Consider the following 18613-nt stretch of genomic DNA (forward strand, 5'->3'; position numbering starts at 1 on the left):
TAGTAACATTCTTGGTGCAAATTTGTACTTCCCTCAGTTCGAAAGGGCTAACCAATATAGGAAAAGTTATGCAAGTTCACGCAAATAAGTTGGATGATCTTGATAAAGCAATACTCAAAAGTCTTATGGCTGATGCGCGCAAGCCATACGCTGAAATGGCAAAGAACTTTAACGTCAGCCCTGCCACTATTCATGTTCGTATTGAAAAAATGAAAGCTGCGGAAGTCATTCAAGGTACAGAGGTGATCGTTGACACCAAAAAACTTGGCTACGATGTGTGCTGTTTTATTGGCATCAACTTAAATGCCGCTCGTGATTACCATTCTGCACTAGAGAAGCTCAATGCGCTGGAAGAGGTGGTTGAAGCTTACTACACCACCGGAGCTTATAATATTTTCGTTAAGCTGATGTGCCGCTCAATTGAAGAGCTACAACACGTATTGATCGACAAACTGCAAGCGATCGACGAAGTGCAGTCTACCGAAACGCTTATTTCGCTACAAAACCCCATCAACCGCAATGTAAACCCATAAAAAAGCTCGCCTTATTGGCGAGCTTCTTAAAGCAAACTAGCGAGAGGCTAAATACTCTTTTAGCTCTTCTACTGAGATTCCTTGTTCAGAAATCTGCTTTGCTAACAGGTCAACTTGCTCATCTTTACGCGAAACGATGACTTGTTGAAAATGGTAAACGATATCTCTCAGCATCGGCAGCGGAACTTGTTTCGCTGCGCTTTGAATGCGCTCGCCACTTTGGTTACCTAACTCATTAAGCAGTTTACCAAACATCACTTTTTCTGGAGAACTGTCCAGTTGCTCCATTAATCGAGCCATCTCGTACGTCGTTAGAGACATGTTTTATTCAAATCCACCCGTTACAAAAGGAAAGACTAAATATACACCGTTTTTTTAGTTAGGCATAGGTATCACCTTGATACTCATAACCTGTTATGACAATTACTGTGGTAAAGGTTGATGCCAAGCACGAGCAGGCTTAGTAAACAGAGCCACAAACCAAGGCAACACAATCAGCATTTGAATCGCTATCATCATTTTCGGTTCAAGACCTGATAGCTGTACAACACCAATCACTAACCCTGAACCACTCATTTGGAACAGGCCCAGCAATGCAGCAGCCGTGCCCGCTTTATCACCAAATGGCGCCAATGCTTTACCTGCAGCTGCACCGAGAATCCAAGCAAAGCCTATCGATGATAGAAAGACCGGCAACATAAAGGCTATAGCACTTTCGACACCCGCCAGAGACAACATCAAGATGCCAGCTACCATTAGTATGGCTAAGCCAATCAAAAGTGTTGCTCGAGTACCTAACTTATCCATACATTTTGGAGCTGTCATACTGGCGGTAATGTTTAACGCCGCATTGATTCCGAACCAGAAGGTAAACTGATTCATATCGAGCCCCAGTTGCCCCATCAGTACTACTGGAGCTGAAGTAACGTAAGCCAATATCACTGCCATTGCCAACATGCACAAACTTGCGTGGAATAAGAAAGACGGCGTCTTCAGAATGGTCATGTAACGACTAAACTTAAAAACCGACTCTTTACTCATTTGTGGGTTGGTCTCCTTCATGCTAACAAACAGCAATGCAAAAACGATTAAGGCGTATAGCGCCATAAAGCTGAAGTTGCTGCGCCAGCCAAATTGTTGTGTTAACCAACTCCCAAGGATAGGGGCAAGCGCTGGAATAAAACAGATCGCACCATTGAGATAGCTGATCATGCGACCACTCTTTTCCGGCCCAAAAATGTCGCGAACTGTTGCAAAGGCTGCTACCGATGTCGCGCACGCACCTAAGCCTTGTAGCATACGGGCAGTCAGCATCCATTCGATATTTTGAGCACCCCACGCCAACAGAGCGCTCAAGCCATAGATACCAATACCACACAATGCAACAGTTCGACGTCCTAGTTTATCTGCTAAAGGACCTGCGAAAAGCTGACCAACCCCCATAGCAAATAGAAACCAAGTAATCGTTCCCTGACTTAATGCATGTTCCACGTGAAACGCTTCTGATATCAGTGGCAAAGCTGGTAAGTAAATATCAATCGCCAGCGGACTGAACAGTACCAGCAAAGTGAGAAGTATCATTTGAGTTTTTTGAGGTGGGTTTGATGTATGCATTGAAAACAGAGCAAGTTAGTAATGAAATTATTGATAGTCTAAGCTAGGCTAGTTATTACATCCAATGACATTAAATCATCTGAGTTATTCTAATGAGGAATACCTATGAACATTGAAAAACTTGCGCGTATCGACCTCAATTTGTTGGTGTGCCTCAAGGTATTGATTGAAGAACTCAATGTGACTCGCGCCGCGAGTCGACTCTGCTTATCTCAGTCCGCAGTGAGTAAAAACCTCGCCAAACTCAGAGCGCAGTTTGATGACCCTCTTTTCGTCCGGACCTCTCATGGTCTAACCGCGACGCCAAAGACCTTGTTCCTCAAACCAAAATTAGATTCTCTGATCCATCAGTTAGAGTTACTCACTCAACCGGAACAGTTTACTCCAGATACCAGTGATTACCGCTTTCAGATAGCCGCAGTTGAAAGCGTTTACCCATTAATCCTGCCTCATTTTTTACCACACATTTTCAATCAAGCGCCAAATGTAACTATCAGCACTCACCCTTGGAGTGAGCAAACATTTTCTTTGCTGCAACGTGGCGAGCTTGATCTTGGTATTACCGGCAAGGATATCGATATCAACGATGCCAAATTGACGATGCTGCCACCCCACGATATATGTGAACAAGAGATCTATCGTGATAACCAAGTCTGTCTGATACGCAACAATCACCCAGCCCTGCAACGTGCTTGGAATCTGGAAAATTATCTTAAACAGCGTCATGTACAAGTACGCTGTGATGGAAATGATCGTTGGCTGTTGGACTATCGACTCGCTGATATGGGCAAAGAGCGTGATATTGCGATTACAGTCCCTGACTTTAATAGTGCTGCAAGTCTATGTAGCTACACCGACTTCGTCTTTACTGCACCAAGTCACTTTGTCCACTTGGCGGCAAAGCAACTTAACTTAGCCGTGCTTCCATTGCCACTAGAATTTCCTCCGATGGCATACACACTATTTTGGCATCGAGATAGAGAAAATGACCCCGCACTTTCATGGCTTAGAGCGATGATTCGCGACAAAACAGACTCTCTGAGGTAGTTCCCTTTACACCTTGTAGATAGGTCAAAATCAAAGCGTAGTAATCCTCTCAGTGAACGTTTGCAGCCTCGCGCCAAAAAGAGTAGCTTATTCTCCATTGTCGCTTTTGGCGCGACCAGAACAATTGAAGGATTAAAACGATGCTAACAACTACTGAACAGCGTTTAACCGCCATTAGACAATGGCTTGTTCAGCAAAACCTTGATGCTTTACTCGTCCCACATGAAGATGAGTACTTGGGTGAGTATGTGCCAGAGCACAATGAGCGCCTCCATTGGCTAACTGGATTTACAGGTTCTGCGGGCGTTGCCGTGATTACTCGTGAAGCTGCCGCTATTTTTGTTGATGGCCGATACACTGTTCAAGTCACCAAGCAGGTGCCAGCCGAGTTATTCGAGTATCGCCATCTTATTAATGAACCAGCTCTTGATTGGATTACGGAGCGAGTAGCTCAAGGTGGTAGCGTTGCCATCGACCCACGAATGCACAGCGGCGCTTGGCTAGAGAGTGCGCAAGCCAAGCTTAGTAAAAACCACCAGTTGCAAATTCTTGACGCTAACCCAATCGATGAACTTTGGTCTGATCGCCCAGCACCAGTATTGTCTGATGTACGTCTAATGAAGACCGATGCAGTCGGCCAAGCCAGTATTGAAAAGCGCCAACAAATTGCCGAGTTAGTGGTAAAGCAAGGGGCAGATAGCGCTGTGATCACTGCTCTAGATTCCATCTGCTGGTTACTCAATATTCGCGGCCTTGACGTATCTCGTCTTCCAGTACTGCTTTCACACGCGATTCTCCACAGCAACGGTAATGTAGAGTTCTTCTTAGATCCTTCTCGAGTACCAGAAGATTTCGCACAGCACGTTGGTGATGGTGTGTCTGTATTTGCACCACAACAATTAGAGTCGCGACTAGAGTCTCTTGCCGGAACCAAAGTGCTTGTTGACCCTGCTACAAGCAATGCTTGGTTCAAACTGGTACTACAGAATTCAGGTGCACAAGTAATCAGTGCTGCTGATCCTTGTCTAATGCCGAAAGCGGCCAAAAACGCCACTGAGATTGCAGGCATGAAAGCGTGCCATATTCGAGATGGTGTCGCGATGGTGCATTTCTTAAGCTGGTTAGATAGTGAAGTCGCTAAGGGTAACTTACACAACGAAGCTGTGCTAGCAGACAAGCTAGAGTCTATTCGTCGCCAAGATCCTACCTTAATGGATTTGAGCTTCGATACTATTTCTGCAGCTGGCAGCAACGCCGCGATGTGTCACTACAATCATGAAAACCAGCCTCAACCTGGTCAGTTAACTATGGATAGCTTGTACCTAGTTGATTCAGGCGGTCAGTATTTAGATGGTACGACTGATATTACCCGTACTATTGCGATTGGCCAGCCAAGCTCTGAAATGATCAAGCAGTTTACCTTAGCGTTGAAGGGCCATATTGGTGTTGCTCGTGCGCGCTTCCCACAAGGAACACGCGGCTTCCAACTTGACACTTTAGCCCGTCAACATTTGTGGGCTGAAGGTTTTGACTATGACCACGGCACTGGTCATGGCGTTGGGCATTTTCTAAGTGTTCATGAAGGTCCAGCAAGCATCTCTAAAAAACTGATTGATGTACCTCTAGTCAAAGGTATGGTGCTGTCGAACGAACCTGGTTACTACCGTGCTGATCAATTTGGTATTCGTATTGAGAACCTCGAGTTGGTTGTTGAACAGTCTACACAAGGTGATTTCTCCGTACTGGCTTTTGAATCGTTAACTCGATGCCCTATCGATCTACGTAATATTGATGTCAATCTGCTGACTCGCCCTGAACTCGCTTGGCTTAATAGCTACCATGAGAAAGTCTGGCAAGATCTCAACCTATTGATCGATGATGAACAAGTTAAGCAATGGCTGCGCGAAGCGACTCGTGCCCTAAGTCATTAACAACTATCCGGATTAGAGAATAGGCATAACCGGCCTGTGATTTGATAAACAAAAGGCTCCGTTAGGAGCCTTTTATGTTTCACGTGAAACACTATTTAACCTGAGTATGCGGAGTGCCAATCTCGCCAAATTGGGTCAAACCCTTTACTCCGAATCATCGCTTCCACGGTAGCCGCACTGCGCTCGTCACTAATCTCAAATTGCTCTAACTCAGCATCTTGCATTGCATAGCCGCCAGGTTGAGTTTTGGAAGCCGCCGAAAGGCTGGTAATACCAAGCGGTAAAACATGATCACGAAACACTTCGCTCTCGCGAGTTGAAAGTGAGAGTTCAACTTCCGGATTTAACAATCGATAAGCACAAATGAGTTGTACTAGTTGTCTGTCCGTCATGATCGACTTCGGCTGCAAACCACCGGTACAGGGTCTCAAGCGCGGAAACGATATCGAGTAACGCGTTTGCCAATAAGTTCGCTCTAAATAGTCAAGATGAGCAGCAACATAAAAACAATCAGTACGCCAATCTTCCAATCCTATTAGTGCACCAATCCCAATCTTGTCGATACCTGCCCTTGCCAATCTATCTGGTGTTTCTAGGCGATATTCGAAGTTGGTCTTATTGCCTCTTAAGTGATGCTCTGCATAGGTAGAAGGATGGTAGCTTTCTTGATACACCATCACAGCATCTAGTCCTAATCTCTTCAGTTCCTCATATTCGACTTGGTCGAGTGGCTGCACTTCCATCGCGAGATAGTTGAAATGTGGCTTTATCACTGGCAGCATTTCGCGAAAGTAACCCATCCCTACTTTGGTTTCATGCTCTCCAGTGACGAGCAAAACACTATCAAACTTCATCGCTTTTATTGCACCAACTTCAGCTTCAATTTCTGCCTTGTTTAAAGTACGACGCTTAATGCGATTTTCCATCGAAAAGCCACAATAGCTACAAGCATTAGCACACAGATTTGAAAGGTAAAGTGGTATATAAAGCGACATGGTGTTGCCAAACCGCTTACGAGTTAAAGCAAAAGAAGCTTGTGCCATCTGCTCTAAGTAAGGTTCCGCAGCAGGTGAAATAAGTGCTTTAAAATCCTCAAGATCGCGTTTAGACGAGTTCAGCGCGCGCAATACGTCATTTGCGGATTTACTCCTAATAGATAACGAAATGTCATCCCAGTTGAGTTGCCTAAATGATTGTAAAAAGCTCATGCACTGCCTCACTCATCAAGAAATGAAGTCAATGGGCTCGAGGCAACCGCATATGAGGCTTTCCCTGCCAGCCCAGAAACATACGCAAGGTGCCCCGCTTCTACCGCCAGTTTGAATGCCCGTGCCATCGCGACAGGTTGTGCAGCAGTGGCGATCGCCGTGTTAACTAACACCGCATCAGCCCCCATCTCCATCGCCATCGCCGCATGGGAAGGCGCACCTATTCCCGCATCAACAATCACCGGAACCCTCGCTTGAGCAATTATGATTTCAACAAAGTCATGAGAGACAATGCCTTTGTTTGATCCTATGGGAGCACCAAGCGGCATAACTGCTGCGCAACCGACCTCTTCCAGTTTCTTGCACAAAACTGGGTCTGCATGGCAGTAAGGTAGAACAACGAAACCATCTTTAACCAATTGCTCGGCAGCAATAAGAGTCTCAACAGGGTCTGGCATCAAGTACTTGGGATCAGGATGAATCTCAAGCTTAAGCCAATTAGTGCCAAGGGCTTCACGAGCCAAGTGAGCAGCAAAAACGGCATCTTTAGCGTTTTTTGCGCCCGAAGTATTGGGTAGCAAATTAACACCTGAGCTCACTAATGGTTGAAGGATATCATCGTGTTTGTCGTGCACATCGACTCGCTTTAATGCCATGGTTGCCAGTTGTGAGCCCGATGCCTCAATTGCTTCAGACATAATCGTGCTATTTGCAAACTTACCCGTGCCAGTAAACAAACGGGACTCAAAGGTTTTATCTGCTATTTTTAACGGCTTAGTGAAACTCATGGCTAACCTCCCGCGATGGCTTGAAAGAGTGAAATAGCATCCCCTTGGCTTAGCGTCGTCGCCGACCATTTAGTGCGTGGGATGATTTGATTATTGATAGCAAAAACACAGCCTTGTTGCGGTAACGACAAAAGGTCGATCACTTGTTCGAGATTGCTTTCCGCTTTTATGCTCTGTACTTGCTGATTAATCGTGATAGTGATTTCAGTCATAGTTCGCTTCCTTGATCTTATCTCCACAAATAGCGCACTCTTCATCTTGGGGAATAGCGAGTCTTTGCCACTGCATAGACTTACCATCAAATAAGTGAATCTCACTGGTTTCAAACAGGAACTGGCCTAAGGAAAGCTTTTGAATTGCCGCTAAGGCTTGATAGTTCCCTAGCGTTCCCACAACCGGACCAATGACACCGCTATTGACGCAAGAGTGATCGGAATTTAGTTCATCAAATGGATATAGGCAGCGGTAGCAACTCTTGTCTTGTTGATAATCGAAGACTGAGAACTGGCCTTGCCAGCCAATTGCTGAAGCAGAGATTAGTGGCGTGCGTTGAGTGTAGCAGACGCGGTTAACAACTTGGCGCGTGGCAATATTGTCACTGCAATCCAGCACGACATCCGCCAGCATCACCTCGAGGCTAAGCTGAGATTCATCCATCCGTTTAGCGATACTACGCAAGCTCACTTCCGGATTAAGCTGAGATAATTGACGCGAAATGGCGCAGACCTTGTTAGTGCCAATGTCATAATCTCGGTAAGCCACTTGCCGCTGTAGGTTGCTCTGATCCACATGGTCGTCATCAACTAATACCAGTCGCCCAACACCGGCTGCGGCTAAGTAGAGCGCAGCCGCACTACCTAGACCACCACAACCGATGATAAGGACATGGGATTGAAATAGACGCTGCTGACCCGCCTCGGTAATTTCTGGCAGAGCTACTTGACGTTGATAACGGAGAAACTGTTCATCAGTTAACATCCATCACCTCCTCTGTCGACAAGACTCCACTTTGCATAATGTCATCAAACTGTCGAATAACATCTTGGGGTGATTCAGCCTGTGTCAACGCTCTTACCACCGCTAAACTGGTCACGCCACACCGCCATACCTGTTCAGCATTAGTCAGATCTATCCCTCCGATTGCCACGGTGGGATAACCAAACTGACACTCTGTGTTTACCTTCGGTATAGTGTTAATCAACGCCTGATATAAGGCTAACCTGACTAAACCTTGCGGTTTTGAGGGCATCTGTTTGGTTGTGGTAGGGAAAATATGACCAAGAGCGATATAGCTAGGCTTAAGTTGCACAATACGTAGCAACTCATAGTAGCCATGCGTCGATAAACCTAAACGAATATCAGCCCTGTGCAATTGAGAGATATTGGCAACTTCAAGATCTTCTTGCCCCAAGTGAACACCATAAGCTCGGTGTTTAACCGCTAGTTGCCAGTAGTCATTGATAAAGACTTGAGCTTGATGTCGCTTGCCGAGTTCAATCACGTCTATGATTTGCTGTTCTAAATCTGGAACATTGGGGTCTTTAACCCTTAATTGGATGGTCTTAATGCCTAACTTCAGCAGTTTTTCCACCCACTCAACGTTATCCACGACAGGATACAACCCCAACTGAGTCTCATCGACATTACCAAATGGCTGTTGGAATGAGGAGGCAATCCATCCCACAGAAATGCCTAACGCTTTGTGTTCAAGCACTGGTTGGGGAAAATATTGGTAGTCACTTGGCCATGTTTCACGTGAAACATTCATCTTGCTACGAGCAAGAGTCAGAGAGTCTTCAAGGGGGAAATCAAGACTAAGTAAAGCCACTATCCAAGCTAGATGGCAATCGTATTCTGATGGTTGTGATTCAACCATATAAGCAAGAGCACGAGTTTTCACACTCTGCGAATGAGTCCAAATATCTAGCCAGCGAGCACCATCGCGCATACCTAGATAAACCGTATTCGATTTAATTGGATGGTTTAATTGATCGCTGTGATACTCGATATAACAGTCACAATCCCTTGATGAACATGACCAAAGATCACTGCCAATAACAAGTTCTGACTGCTCGGTTTGAATCAACAGATATTGAGTCGAGCTTACTCCCAGTTCAATATGACCAATAGCCAAACCTTGCTGTTTGGCTAATATAAGGGCTTGTTGAATCTCACCAGTTAACTCAATCTTACTCGATGGAACCAGTATAGAGACCGTCATTACTCTGCCTCTGAACTGACTGCTGGATGATAAAGTTCCGAGCCAGTCGCACGGAACTCCGCTGACTTCTGGCGCATACCTTCCAATGGATCGTTGAGCATTTTTATCTCAATAGCTTGATCAGCCGCGACCTGCTCCGTGTCTTTCGCATATTCACGAACTTCTTGAGAAATCTTCATTGAACAGAATTTGGGGCCACACATAGAACAAAAATGCGCAACTTTACCCGACTCTTGTGGGAGTGTTTCATCATGGAAGCTACGCGCCGTCTCTGGATCAAGTGACAGATTAAACTGATCTTCCCAACGGAACTCAAAACGAGCTTTTGACAAAGCATTATCACGTACTTGTGCACCAGGATGCCCTTTCGCTAGATCCGCAGCATGTGCAGCCAACTTGTAAGTAATCAAGCCCGTCTTAACATCTTCTTTGTTTGGTAAACCAAGATGCTCTTTCGGGGTGACATAGCAAAGCATGGCACAGCCATACCAACCAATCATCGCCGCCCCAATCCCAGAAGTAATATGGTCATAGCCCGGAGCAATATCTGTAGTCAGAGGACCAAGAGTGTAAAATGGCGCTTCATGACAGTGCTCAAGCTGTTCTTCCATATTTTCTTTGATCATATGCATAGGCACATGCCCTGGACCTTCAATGATCACTTGCACATCATACTCCCAAGCTATCTTGGTTAGCTCTCCCAGCGTTCTGAGCTCGGCAAATTGCGCTTCATCATTCGCATCAGCGATTGAACCCGGTCTAAGGCCATCACCAAGAGAGAGTGCAACATCATACTTAGCGCAAATTTCACAAATCTCGCGGAAATGGGTGTAGAGAAAGCTTTCCTGATGATGAGCTAAACACCACTTAGCGATAATAGATCCACCGCGAGAAACAATCCCAGTCACACGTTTTGCCGTCATCGGTACATAGCGTAAAAGCAGACCTGCATGGATAGTAAAGTAATCGACCCCTTGCTCAGCTTGCTCGATAAGCGTGTCTCTCATCACTTCCCAATTGAGGTTTTCGGCGATACCGTTCACTTTTTCAAGAGCCTGATACATTGGAACCGTGCCAATCGGTACCGGGCTATTGCGTAGAATCCACTCTCGCGTTTCATGAATATTGCGACCAGTAGAGAGATCCATAACGGTGTCGCCTCCCCAACGGGTAGACCAAACCAGTTTCTCCACTTCTTCTTCAATCGATGAGGTGACCGACGAGTTACCAATGTTAGCGTTAACTTTGACTAAAAAGTTACGCCCAATAATCATGGGTTCCGACTCTGGGTGGTTAATATTAGACGGAATAATTGCCCGCCCTTCTGCAACCTCATTACGTACAAACTCAGGAGTAATATCTTTGGGTAAGTTAGCGCCGAAACCTTGACCTGCGTGTTGTTGAACTAAGACTTCATCTCGATAACGAGCGCGCCCCATATTTTCACGCAAAGCGATATATTCCATTTCTGGTGTAATAATGCCTTGGCGAGCATAGTGAAGTTGAGTTACACATTTACCGTCACTAGCACATCTTACTCGTGGTAGATTACCGTAACGAAGTTGATCAAGAGTTTCATCAGCTAAGCGTTCTTTGGTGTAAACCGAACTCACATCATCAAGGATTTCTGTATCATTACGCTCTTCAATCCATCGCTCACGAAGCTTCGGTAAGCCACTGTAGAGGTCAATTTGATGCTCAGGATCGGTATAGAGGCCAGATGTATCATAAACACGTATAGACTCGTTAGGCTCGAATACAGGGGCTTCTTTGCTGCCTCCTACAAGGCTATCTGCCAATGAGATTTCACGCATTGGTACTCGAATATCAGGGCGGGAACCCTCAACGTACACCTTATGTGAATTTGGGTAAGGCTGTACTGAGAGAGTATCAATAAATTGTTTAGCTTCCAGTCTCGCTTGCTTGCGACTCGACATAGCATTTTTCCTTGCTCATTTTATATAAACGTATGGGATAAAAATGCTTGGCGGAACGGTATGACAAGAGGTATCGAAAATTAGGTTATAGCAACCTAAGCACAACATCGATATGTTGATAGGAACACTAGGGGAAATAGAAAACTCCCTAGGTATAATATCTTCTCCTGTTCCCTTCGCAGATTCTAATCTGATCAGGTTCAACGGATCCCGAATTAACGGTCTCAGCCCAATGGCACTCCGACAAGTGATGCAATTATAAGCATTTGGTCGGTCTAAACCAAGCCGACCTGTGCGAAAATATTTAAATTATTGTTAAGATTTCATCAGCAATTGAAAACCCAGCCACGCCGCTGAAATGCTCAAAAACACGTTAAGCAGTACGTTTAGGCCCATCTTAAAGAATGCTCCTTGCTGCATTAGCAAAACATTGTCCATTGAGAAAGTCGAGAATGTAGTTAGCGCCCCAAGAAACCCAAGGCCAATGATCTGGCGCCAAGGTTCTATCGACATAATCTCACTTTCAAAGGCTGCGATCAGCAAACCCATAATGAACGAGCCCACTACGTTAACGGTCAACGTACCGTATGGAAAACCACGTCCTAATAATGTGACGCATAGTTCTGAGACTAAGTATCGTGAACATGCACCAAACGCACCACCCAGTGCGATAAACCCTAAAATGGAAAGCTGTCCCATAAATCCCCCAAAACTGTTAGTGGCTATATTGTAGCCATAACAGACAGAATTTCGAGCCTACAAACTAAATATTCACCCGATAAAAGCTTATAGATTGAAAAAGTTACAGTAGTCACTTTAACGGGAATATAAAGGCGAATGTATGGTTTGGAAAGCTGCGCGACGAATTTGGCAGAAGAACTAGAGAATGTAGAGATGGGAATTAAGAGTCGAAAAACAAAGTACCACAGATACAGAGTGTTCCAATTTATTTTCTAATAGATACGAAAAAGCCCCGACATTTCTGCCGAAGCTTTCGAAGATGGTAGGGGTGAAGAGATTCGACCGGGCTGGCGCCCCAGCTCCCAACACTCGCTTTGAAAAAGCGATAGATGCGAAAAAGCCCCGTCTTTCGACGAGGCTTTCGTATATGGCAGGGGTGAAGAGATTCGACCGGGCTGGCGCCCCAGCTCCCAACACTCGCTTTGAAAAAGCGATAGATGCGAAAAAGCCCCGTCTTTCGACGAGGCTTTCGTATATGGCAGGGGTGGAGAGATTCGAACTCCCAACACGCGGATTTGGAATCCGCTGCTCTGCCAATTGGAGCTACACCCCTAAATGTCTCTACATCGTGATAGTTAGATTCGAACTCTCAGCACGCCCTAATTCAACGACTGGGGGAATCCGCTACTCTTATTCTTTCGAATTGGAGCTATAACCCTGTAGAAATTACAGTTTATCACATCGTAGATTCAAAAAAACCTCGCAAAAGCGAGGTTTCTTAATAAGTGGCGGAGTGGACGGGACTCGAACCCGCGACCCCCGGCGTGACAGGCCGGTATTCTAACCAACTGAACTACCACTCCGCAGTGGCTTACTCGCTATCAAGCAAGTGTCCATAATATAAAGCCTGGCGATGTCCTACTCTCACATGGGGAAGCCCCACACTACCATCGGCGCTAATTCGTTTCACTTCTGAGTTCGGCATGGAATCAGGTGGGTCCAAATCGCTATGGTCGCCAAGCAAATTCTTTAATTCGGAAAGCTGTTTTTGTGTTCTCTACACAATCAAGTTTTGTTCTTTCTTTGAGTCCATCAAAACCCCTTGGGTGTTGTATGGTTAAGCCTCACGGGCAATTAGTATCAGTTAGCTCAATGCCTCACAGCACTTACACACCTGACCTATCAACGTCGTAGTCTCCGACAACCCTTTAGGATACTTAAAGTATCAGGGAGAACTCATCTCAAGGCTCGCTTCCCGCTTAGATGCTTTCAGCGGTTATCGATTCCGAACTTAGCTACCGGGCAATGCGTCTGGCGACACAACCCGAACACCAGAGGTTCGTCCACTCCGGTCCTCTCGTACTAGGAGCAGCCCCTTTCAATTCTCCAACGCCCACGGCAGATAGGGACCGAACTGTCTCACGACGTTCTAAACCCAGCTCGCGTACCACTTTAAATGGCGAACAGCCATACCCTTGGGACCGACTTCAGCCCCGTGGATGTGATGAGCCGACATCGAGGTGCCAAACACCGCCGTCGATATGAACTCTTGGGCGGTATCAGCCTGTTATCCCCGGAGTACCTTTTATCCGTTGAGCGATGGCCCTTCCATACAGAACCACCGGATCACTATGACCTACTTTCGTACCTGCTCGAATTGTCATTCTCGCAGTTAAGCGGGCTTATGCCATTGCACTAACCACACGATGTCCAACCGTGTTTAGCCCACCTTCGTGCTCCTCCGTTACTCTTTGGGAGGAGACCGCCCCAGTCAAACTACCCACCGGGCACTGTCCGTAACCCCGATTAGGGGTCGACGTTAGAACATCAACACTACAAGGGTGGTATTTCAAGGACGGCTCCACACATACTGGCGTACGTGCTTCAAAGCCTCCCACCTATCCTACACATGTAGGGTCAATGTTCAGTGCCAAGCTGTAGTAAAGGTTCACGGGGTCTTTCCGTCTAGCCGCGGGTACACTGCATCTTCACAGCGATTTCAATTTCACTGAGTCTCGGGTGGAGACAGCGTGGCCATCATTACGCCATTCGTGCAGGTCGGAACTTACCCGACAAGGAATTTCGCTACCTTAGGACCGTTATAGTTACGGCCGCCGTTTACCGGGGCTTCGATCAAGAGCTTCGACCTAAGTCTAACCCCATCAATTAACCTTCCGGCACCGGGCAGGCGTCACACCGTATACGTCATCTTACGATTTTGCACAGTGCTGTGTTTTTAATAAACAGTTGCAGCCACCTGGTATCTGCGACTCTCAATAGCTCCATCCGCAAGGGACTTCACCGTCAAGAGCGTACCTTCTCCCGAAGTTACGGTACCATTTTGCCTAGTTCCTTCACCCGAGTTCTCTCAAGCGCCTTGGTATTCTCTACCCGACCACCTGTGTCGGTTTGGGGTACGATTCCTTACAATCTGAAGCTTAGAGGCTTTTCCCGAAGCATGGCATCAATGACTTCACTACCGTAGTAGCTCGACGTCGTGTCTCAGCCTTAGAAAGAGCCGGATTTACCTAACTCTTAAGCCTACGCACTTGAACCTGGACAACCGTCGCCAGGCCCACCTAGCCTTCTCCGTCCCCCCCATCGCAATTGTAAGAAGTACGGGAATATTAACCCGTTTCCCATCGACTACGCCTTTCGGCCTCGCCTTAGGGGTCGACTTACCCTGCCCCGATTAACGTTGGACAGGAACCCTTGGTCTTCCGGCGAGGAGGTTTTTCACCCCTTTATCGTTACTCATGTCAGCATTCGCACTTCTGATACCTCCAGCATGCTTTACAACACACCTTCAACGGCTTACAGAACGCTCCCCTACCCAATAACTAAAAGTTATTGCCGCAGCTTCGGTTTATAGCTTAGCCCCGTTACATCTTCCGCGCAGGCCGACTCGACTAGTGAGCTATTACGCTTTCTTTAAATGATGGCTGCTTCTAAGCCAACATCCTAGCTGTCTAAGCCTTCCCACATCGTTTCCCACTTAGCTATAATTTGGGACCTTAGCTGGCGGTCTGGGTTGTTTCCCTCTCCACGACGGACGTTAGCACCCGCCGTGTGTCTCCCGGATAGTACTTACTGGTATTCGGAGTTTGCAAAGGGTTGGTAAGTCGGGATGACCCCCTAGCCTTAACAGTGCTCTACCCCCAGTAGTATTCGTCCGAGGCGCTACCTAAATAGCTTTCGGGGAGAACCAGCTATCTCCAGGTTTGATTGGCCTTTCACCCCTAGCCACAAGTCATCCGCTAATTTTTCAACATTAGTCGGTTCGGTCCTCCAGTTGATGTTACTCAACCTTCAACCTGCCCATGGCTAGATCACCTGGTTTCGGGTCTATATCCAGAGACTGAACGCCCAGTTAAGACTCGGTTTCCCTACGGCTCCCCTAGATGGTTAACCTTGCCACTGAATATAAGTCGCTGACCCATTATACAAAAGGTACGCAGTCACAGGACAAAGCCTGCTCCTACTGCTTGTACGTACACGGTTTCAGGTTCTATTTCACTCCCCTCACAGGGGTTCTTTTCGCCTTTCCCTCACGGTACTGGTTCACTATCGGTCAGTCAGTAGTATTTAGCCTTGGAGGATGGTCCCCCATATTCAGACAGGATAACACGTGTCCCGCCCTACTCGATTTCACTGAACACACATCGTCAACTACGGGACTATCACCCTGTATCGTCGGACTTTCCAGACCGTTCGTCTAACGCGTGTAAAGCTTAAGGGCTAGTCCAATTTCGCTCGCCGCTACTTTCGGAATCTCGGTTGATTTCTTTTCCTCGGGGTACTTAGATGTTTCAGTTCCCCCGGTTCGCCTCGTTATGCTATGTATTCACATAACGATACTTACTTATGTAAGTGGGTTTCCCCATTCGGAAATCCCAGACTCAAGTGGCTTTTACTGCCTAATCTGGGCTTATCGCAAGTTAATACGTCCTTCATCGCCTCTGACTGCCAAGGCATCCACCGTGTACGCTTAGTCACTTAACCATACAACCCGAAGGAGTTTCGAGTTGATGAACAAGTCACCAAAGTTGTCTGCAATTTTTATACATGATGCAGACTCGATTTTGCCGGACTCAAATTCCAAGAACACTTGAATGTGTTTTTGTGTATTCATAAATGAATACTTTGAGAACTTTACAAACAACAATAAATTGTTGTTTTGTCAGCTTTCCAAATTGTTAAAGAGCTAGATTTTACTTTCTACTTAAAGAAAGAAACCATTTTTAAAAGCACTCATCGAATGCGCTTAAAGATGGTGGGCGATACCGGGCTCGAACCAGTGACCCCCTGCTTGTAAGGCAGGTGCTCTCCCAACTGAGCTAATCGCCCACATTATTTTACTTCTTGTGGAAGAAGTCTCGAATGGTGGAGCTAAGCAGGATCGAACTGCTGACCTCCTGCGTGCAAGGCAGGCGCTCTCCCAGCTGAGCTATAGCCCCATCGAGAAAATGGTGGGTCGTGCAGGATTCGAACCTGCGACCAATTGATTAAAAGTCAACTGCTCTACCAACTGAGCTAACGACCCAATGGTATCCCGTAGGGGAGTCGAACCCCTGTTACCGCCGTGAAAGGGCGGTGTCCTGAGGCCTCTAGACGAACGGGACACTGGATTGAAGAGTATGGGTACTCTTCTTCTCTTAAACTTTATAAACCATCAATCTGTGTGAACACTCATCGCAATAATCATCGTATAAGGAGGTGATCCAGCGCCAGGTTCCCCTAGCGCTACCTTGTTACGACTTCACCCCAGTCATGAACCACAAAGTGGTGAGCGTCCTCCCGAAGGTTAAACTACCCACTTCTTTTGCAGCCCACTCCCATGGTGTGACGGGCGGTGTGTACAAGGCCCGGGAACGTATTCACCGTGGCATTCTGATCCACGATTACTAGCGATTCCGACTTCATGGAGTCGAGTTGCAGACTCAATCCGGACTACGACGTACTTTTTGGGATTCGCTCACTTTCGCAAGTTGGCTGCCCTCTGTATACGCCATTGTAGCACGTGTGTAGCCCTACTCGTAAGGGCCATGATGACTTGACGTCGTCCCCACCTTCCTCCGGTTTATCACCGGCAGTCTCCCCGAGTTCCCGACATTACTCGCTGGCAAACAAGGATAAGGGTTGCGCTCGTTGCGGGACTTAACCCAACATTTCACAACACGAGCTGACGACAGCCATGCAGCACCTGTCTCATAGTTCCCGAAGGCACCAAAGCATCTCTGCTAAGTTCTATGGATGTCAAGAGTAGGTAAGGTTCTTCGCGTTGCATCGAATTAAACCACATGCTCCACCGCTTGTGCGGGCCCCCGTCAATTCATTTGAGTTTTAATCTTGCGACCGTACTCCCCAGGCGGTCTACTTAACGCGTTAGCTCCGAAAGCCACGGCTCAAGGCCACAACCTCCAAGTAGACATCGTTTACGGCGTGGACTACCGGGGTATCTAATCCTGTTTGCTCCCCACGCTTTCGCATCTGAGTGTCAGTATCTGTCCGGGGGCCGCCTTCGCCACCGGTATTCCTTCAGATCTCTACGCATTTCACCGCTACACCTGAAATTCTACCCCCCTCTACAGTACTCTAGTCAGCCAGTTTCAAATGCAATTCCGAGGTTGAGCCCCGGGCTTTCACATCTGACTTAACTAACCACCTGCATGCGCTTTACGCCCAGTAATTCCGATTAACGCTCGCACCCTCCGTATTACCGCGGCTGCTGGCACGGAGTTAGCCGGTGCTTCTTCTGTCGCTAACGTCAAATCCATACGCTATTAACGCATGAACCTTCCTCACGACTGAAAGTACTTTACAACCCGAAGGCCTTCTTCATACACGCGGCATGGCTGCATCAGGCTTGCGCCCATTGTGCAATATTCCCCACTGCTGCCTCCCGTAGGAGTCTGGACCGTGTCTCAGTTCCAGTGTGGCTGATCATCCTCTCAGACCAGCTAGGGATCGTCGCCTTGGTGAGCCCTTACCTCACCAACTAGCTAATCCCACCTAGGCATATCCTGACGCGAGAGGCCCGAAGGTCCCCCTCTTTGGCCCGTAGGCATTATGCGGTATTAGCCATCGTTTCCAATGGTTATCCCCCACATCAGGGCAATTTCCTAGGCATTACTCACCCGTCCGCCGCTCGCCGCCCATAAACGCACCCGAAGGATTGTTTATGTCGCTGCCGCTCGACTTGCATGTGTTAGGCCTGCCGCCAGCGTTCAATCTGAGCCATGATCAAACTCTTCAATTTAAGATTTTGTCGACTCAATGAATACTGAACATTACATAGTAATGTTTGAATTGACTGTGCTGCTATTTCTAGCAATGGTCACTTCGTTTCATTGAAATCTAATTTGAAGCCTAAGCTTCTAATTTGGATTATCATCAACGAGTGCCCACACAGATTGATAGGTTTATATTGTTAAAGAGCGTTCCGTTTGAGTTTCCTCAAAACGGACGGTCATTTTAGCGAGTTAAAGTTTAGTGTCAACCACTTTTTTCAAACTTTTTTCAAGCATTTCGCTTGGCTAAGTGACCTTGCTAACTCGACAATATTTTGTTTCGAAACCGAAGCTTCGAAGCTTTGCCGTGTCAACGAGGGCGCATTATAGAGAACGAGATCTCTTTGGCAAGACCTTTTTGAA

Annotated in this window: 12 protein-coding genes, 6 tRNA genes, 3 rRNA genes and 1 riboswitch; of the genes, 3 read left to right on the plus strand and 18 right to left on the minus strand. The window is 46.8% G+C overall.

Going from position 1 to position 18613, the window contains the following annotated elements; all coding sequences use genetic code 11:
* Positions 1–68: 68 nt before the first annotated feature.
* A complete protein-coding gene (asnC, locus tag GZK95_RS14705; protein ID WP_075706418.1) occupies positions 69–533 on the plus strand; it encodes a transcriptional regulator AsnC in 465 nt (154 codons plus the stop codon).
* A 36-nt stretch (positions 534–569) separates the two neighbouring features.
* Here asnC and tsrA read toward each other — a convergent pair whose 3' ends face one another.
* Together tsrA and GZK95_RS14715 are read right to left on the minus strand one after the other, a co-directional pair.
* Complete coding sequence (gene tsrA, locus GZK95_RS14710) at positions 570–854, minus strand: H-NS-like global regulator TsrA (RefSeq protein ID WP_075706419.1); 285 nt, start codon at positions 852–854, stop codon at positions 570–572.
* Positions 855–956: 102 nt separating this feature from the next.
* Positions 957–2147 carry a multidrug effflux MFS transporter gene (locus tag GZK95_RS14715; protein ID WP_075706420.1) on the minus strand — a complete coding sequence of 397 codons (1191 nt, stop codon included), beginning with the start codon at positions 2145–2147 and terminating at the stop codon, positions 957–959.
* A 105-nt stretch (positions 2148–2252) separates the two neighbouring features.
* Between GZK95_RS14715 and GZK95_RS14720 the strand changes: the two genes are divergently transcribed.
* Complete coding sequence (locus GZK95_RS14720) at positions 2253–3194, plus strand: LysR family transcriptional regulator (RefSeq protein ID WP_075706421.1); 942 nt, start codon at positions 2253–2255, stop codon at positions 3192–3194.
* Positions 3195–3334: 140 nt separating this feature from the next.
* On the plus strand, positions 3335–5125 hold the full coding sequence (locus GZK95_RS14725) for an aminopeptidase P family protein (protein ID WP_075716524.1): 1791 nt from the start codon (positions 3335–3337) through the stop codon (positions 5123–5125).
* Positions 5126–5220: 95 nt separating this feature from the next.
* On the opposite strand, the gene thiH is transcribed toward GZK95_RS14725, so the two are convergent.
* The 16 genes from thiH to GZK95_RS14805 all read right to left on the minus strand — a co-directional run bounded on the left by thiH (position 5221) and on the right by GZK95_RS14805 (position 18219).
* On the minus strand, positions 5221–6333 hold the full coding sequence (gene thiH / locus GZK95_RS14730) for a 2-iminoacetate synthase ThiH (RefSeq protein WP_075716523.1): 1113 nt from the start codon (positions 6331–6333) through the stop codon (positions 5221–5223).
* Positions 6334–6341: 8 nt separating this feature from the next.
* The gene (locus GZK95_RS14735) at positions 6342–7121 is read right to left on the minus strand and encodes a thiazole synthase (RefSeq protein ID WP_075706424.1); all 780 of its coding nucleotides are present in this window, start codon (positions 7119–7121) and stop codon (positions 6342–6344) included.
* 2 nt (positions 7122–7123) lie between these two features.
* Complete coding sequence (gene thiS / locus GZK95_RS14740; protein ID WP_075706425.1) at positions 7124–7333, minus strand: sulfur carrier protein ThiS; 210 nt, start codon at positions 7331–7333, stop codon at positions 7124–7126.
* Positions 7326–8099 carry a HesA/MoeB/ThiF family protein gene (locus GZK95_RS14745; RefSeq protein ID WP_075716522.1) on the minus strand — a complete coding sequence of 258 codons (774 nt, stop codon included), beginning with the start codon at positions 8097–8099 and terminating at the stop codon, positions 7326–7328. The genes thiS and GZK95_RS14745 overlap by 8 nt, the downstream gene beginning before the upstream one ends.
* Complete coding sequence (locus GZK95_RS14750; RefSeq protein WP_075716521.1) at positions 8089–9342, minus strand: thiamine phosphate synthase; 1254 nt, start codon at positions 9340–9342, stop codon at positions 8089–8091. Before GZK95_RS14750 ends, GZK95_RS14745 begins: the two co-directional genes overlap by 11 nt.
* Positions 9342–11279, minus strand: coding sequence for a phosphomethylpyrimidine synthase ThiC (gene thiC, locus GZK95_RS14755; protein WP_075716520.1), 1938 nt, complete (start codon positions 11277–11279; stop codon positions 9342–9344). Before thiC ends, GZK95_RS14750 begins: the two co-directional genes overlap by 1 nt.
* Positions 11280–11433: 154 nt before the next feature.
* Positions 11434–11532, minus strand: a riboswitch (TPP riboswitch).
* Positions 11533–11594: 62 nt separating this feature from the next.
* Entirely contained in the window at positions 11595–11978 is a 384-nt protein-coding gene (crcB, locus tag GZK95_RS14760; protein WP_075706429.1) for a fluoride efflux transporter CrcB, read from the minus strand.
* A gap of 518 nt (positions 11979–12496) precedes the next feature.
* Positions 12497–12573: transfer RNA gene (locus GZK95_RS14765), tRNA-Trp, on the minus strand.
* Between the two features lie 173 nt (positions 12574–12746).
* Positions 12747–12823 (minus strand) — tRNA-Asp (locus GZK95_RS14770).
* A 42-nt stretch (positions 12824–12865) separates the two neighbouring features.
* A 5S ribosomal RNA gene (gene rrf, locus GZK95_RS14775) occupies positions 12866–12981 on the minus strand.
* Between the two features lie 92 nt (positions 12982–13073).
* A 23S ribosomal RNA gene (locus tag GZK95_RS14780) occupies positions 13074–15962 on the minus strand.
* Between the two features lie 269 nt (positions 15963–16231).
* Positions 16232–16307, minus strand: a tRNA-Val gene (locus GZK95_RS14785).
* Between the two features lie 34 nt (positions 16308–16341).
* Positions 16342–16417, minus strand: a tRNA-Ala gene (locus tag GZK95_RS14790).
* A gap of 10 nt (positions 16418–16427) precedes the next feature.
* Positions 16428–16503 (minus strand) — tRNA-Lys (locus tag GZK95_RS14795).
* Between the two features lie 2 nt (positions 16504–16505).
* Positions 16506–16582 (minus strand) — tRNA-Glu (locus GZK95_RS14800).
* Positions 16583–16669: 87 nt separating this feature from the next.
* Positions 16670–18219: ribosomal RNA gene (locus GZK95_RS14805) — 16S ribosomal RNA — on the minus strand.
* Together the 16S, 23S and 5S rRNA genes with 6 tRNA genes alongside form the textbook arrangement of a ribosomal RNA operon.
* Positions 18220–18613 lie beyond the last annotated feature (394 nt).

It is taken from the genome of Vibrio panuliri (assembly GCF_009938205.1).
GTDB classification, from domain to species: Bacteria; Pseudomonadota; Gammaproteobacteria; order Enterobacterales; family Vibrionaceae; genus Vibrio; species Vibrio panuliri.

What these genes read in the sequence shown, in the direction of transcription:
- thiC (WP_075716520.1), bottom strand. Translation starts at nt 11,279, where the DNA reads ATGTCGAGTCGCAAGCAAGCGAGACTGGAAGCTAAACAATTTATTGAT.
- GZK95_RS14735 (WP_075706424.1), bottom strand. Translation starts at nt 7,121, where the DNA reads ATGAGTTTCACTAAGCCGTTAAAAATAGCAGATAAAACCTTTGAGTCC.
- GZK95_RS14715 (WP_075706420.1), bottom strand. Translation starts at nt 2,147, where the DNA reads ATGCATACATCAAACCCACCTCAAAAAACTCAAATGATACTTCTCACT.
- GZK95_RS14720 (WP_075706421.1), top strand. Translation starts at nt 2,253, where the DNA reads ATGAACATTGAAAAACTTGCGCGTATCGACCTCAATTTGTTGGTGTGC.
- GZK95_RS14750 (WP_075716521.1), bottom strand. Translation starts at nt 9,342, where the DNA reads ATGACGGTCTCTATACTGGTTCCATCGAGTAAGATTGAGTTAACTGGT.
- thiH (WP_075716523.1), bottom strand. Translation starts at nt 6,333, where the DNA reads ATGAGCTTTTTACAATCATTTAGGCAACTCAACTGGGATGACATTTCG.
- crcB (WP_075706429.1), bottom strand. Translation starts at nt 11,978, where the DNA reads ATGGGACAGCTTTCCATTTTAGGGTTTATCGCACTGGGTGGTGCGTTT.
- asnC (WP_075706418.1), top strand. Translation starts at nt 69, where the DNA reads ATGCAAGTTCACGCAAATAAGTTGGATGATCTTGATAAAGCAATACTC.
- thiS (WP_075706425.1), bottom strand. Translation starts at nt 7,333, where the DNA reads ATGACTGAAATCACTATCACGATTAATCAGCAAGTACAGAGCATAAAA.
- tsrA (WP_075706419.1), bottom strand. Translation starts at nt 854, where the DNA reads ATGTCTCTAACGACGTACGAGATGGCTCGATTAATGGAGCAACTGGAC.
- GZK95_RS14745 (WP_075716522.1), bottom strand. Translation starts at nt 8,099, where the DNA reads ATGTTAACTGATGAACAGTTTCTCCGTTATCAACGTCAAGTAGCTCTG.
- GZK95_RS14725 (WP_075716524.1), top strand. Translation starts at nt 3,335, where the DNA reads ATGCTAACAACTACTGAACAGCGTTTAACCGCCATTAGACAATGGCTT.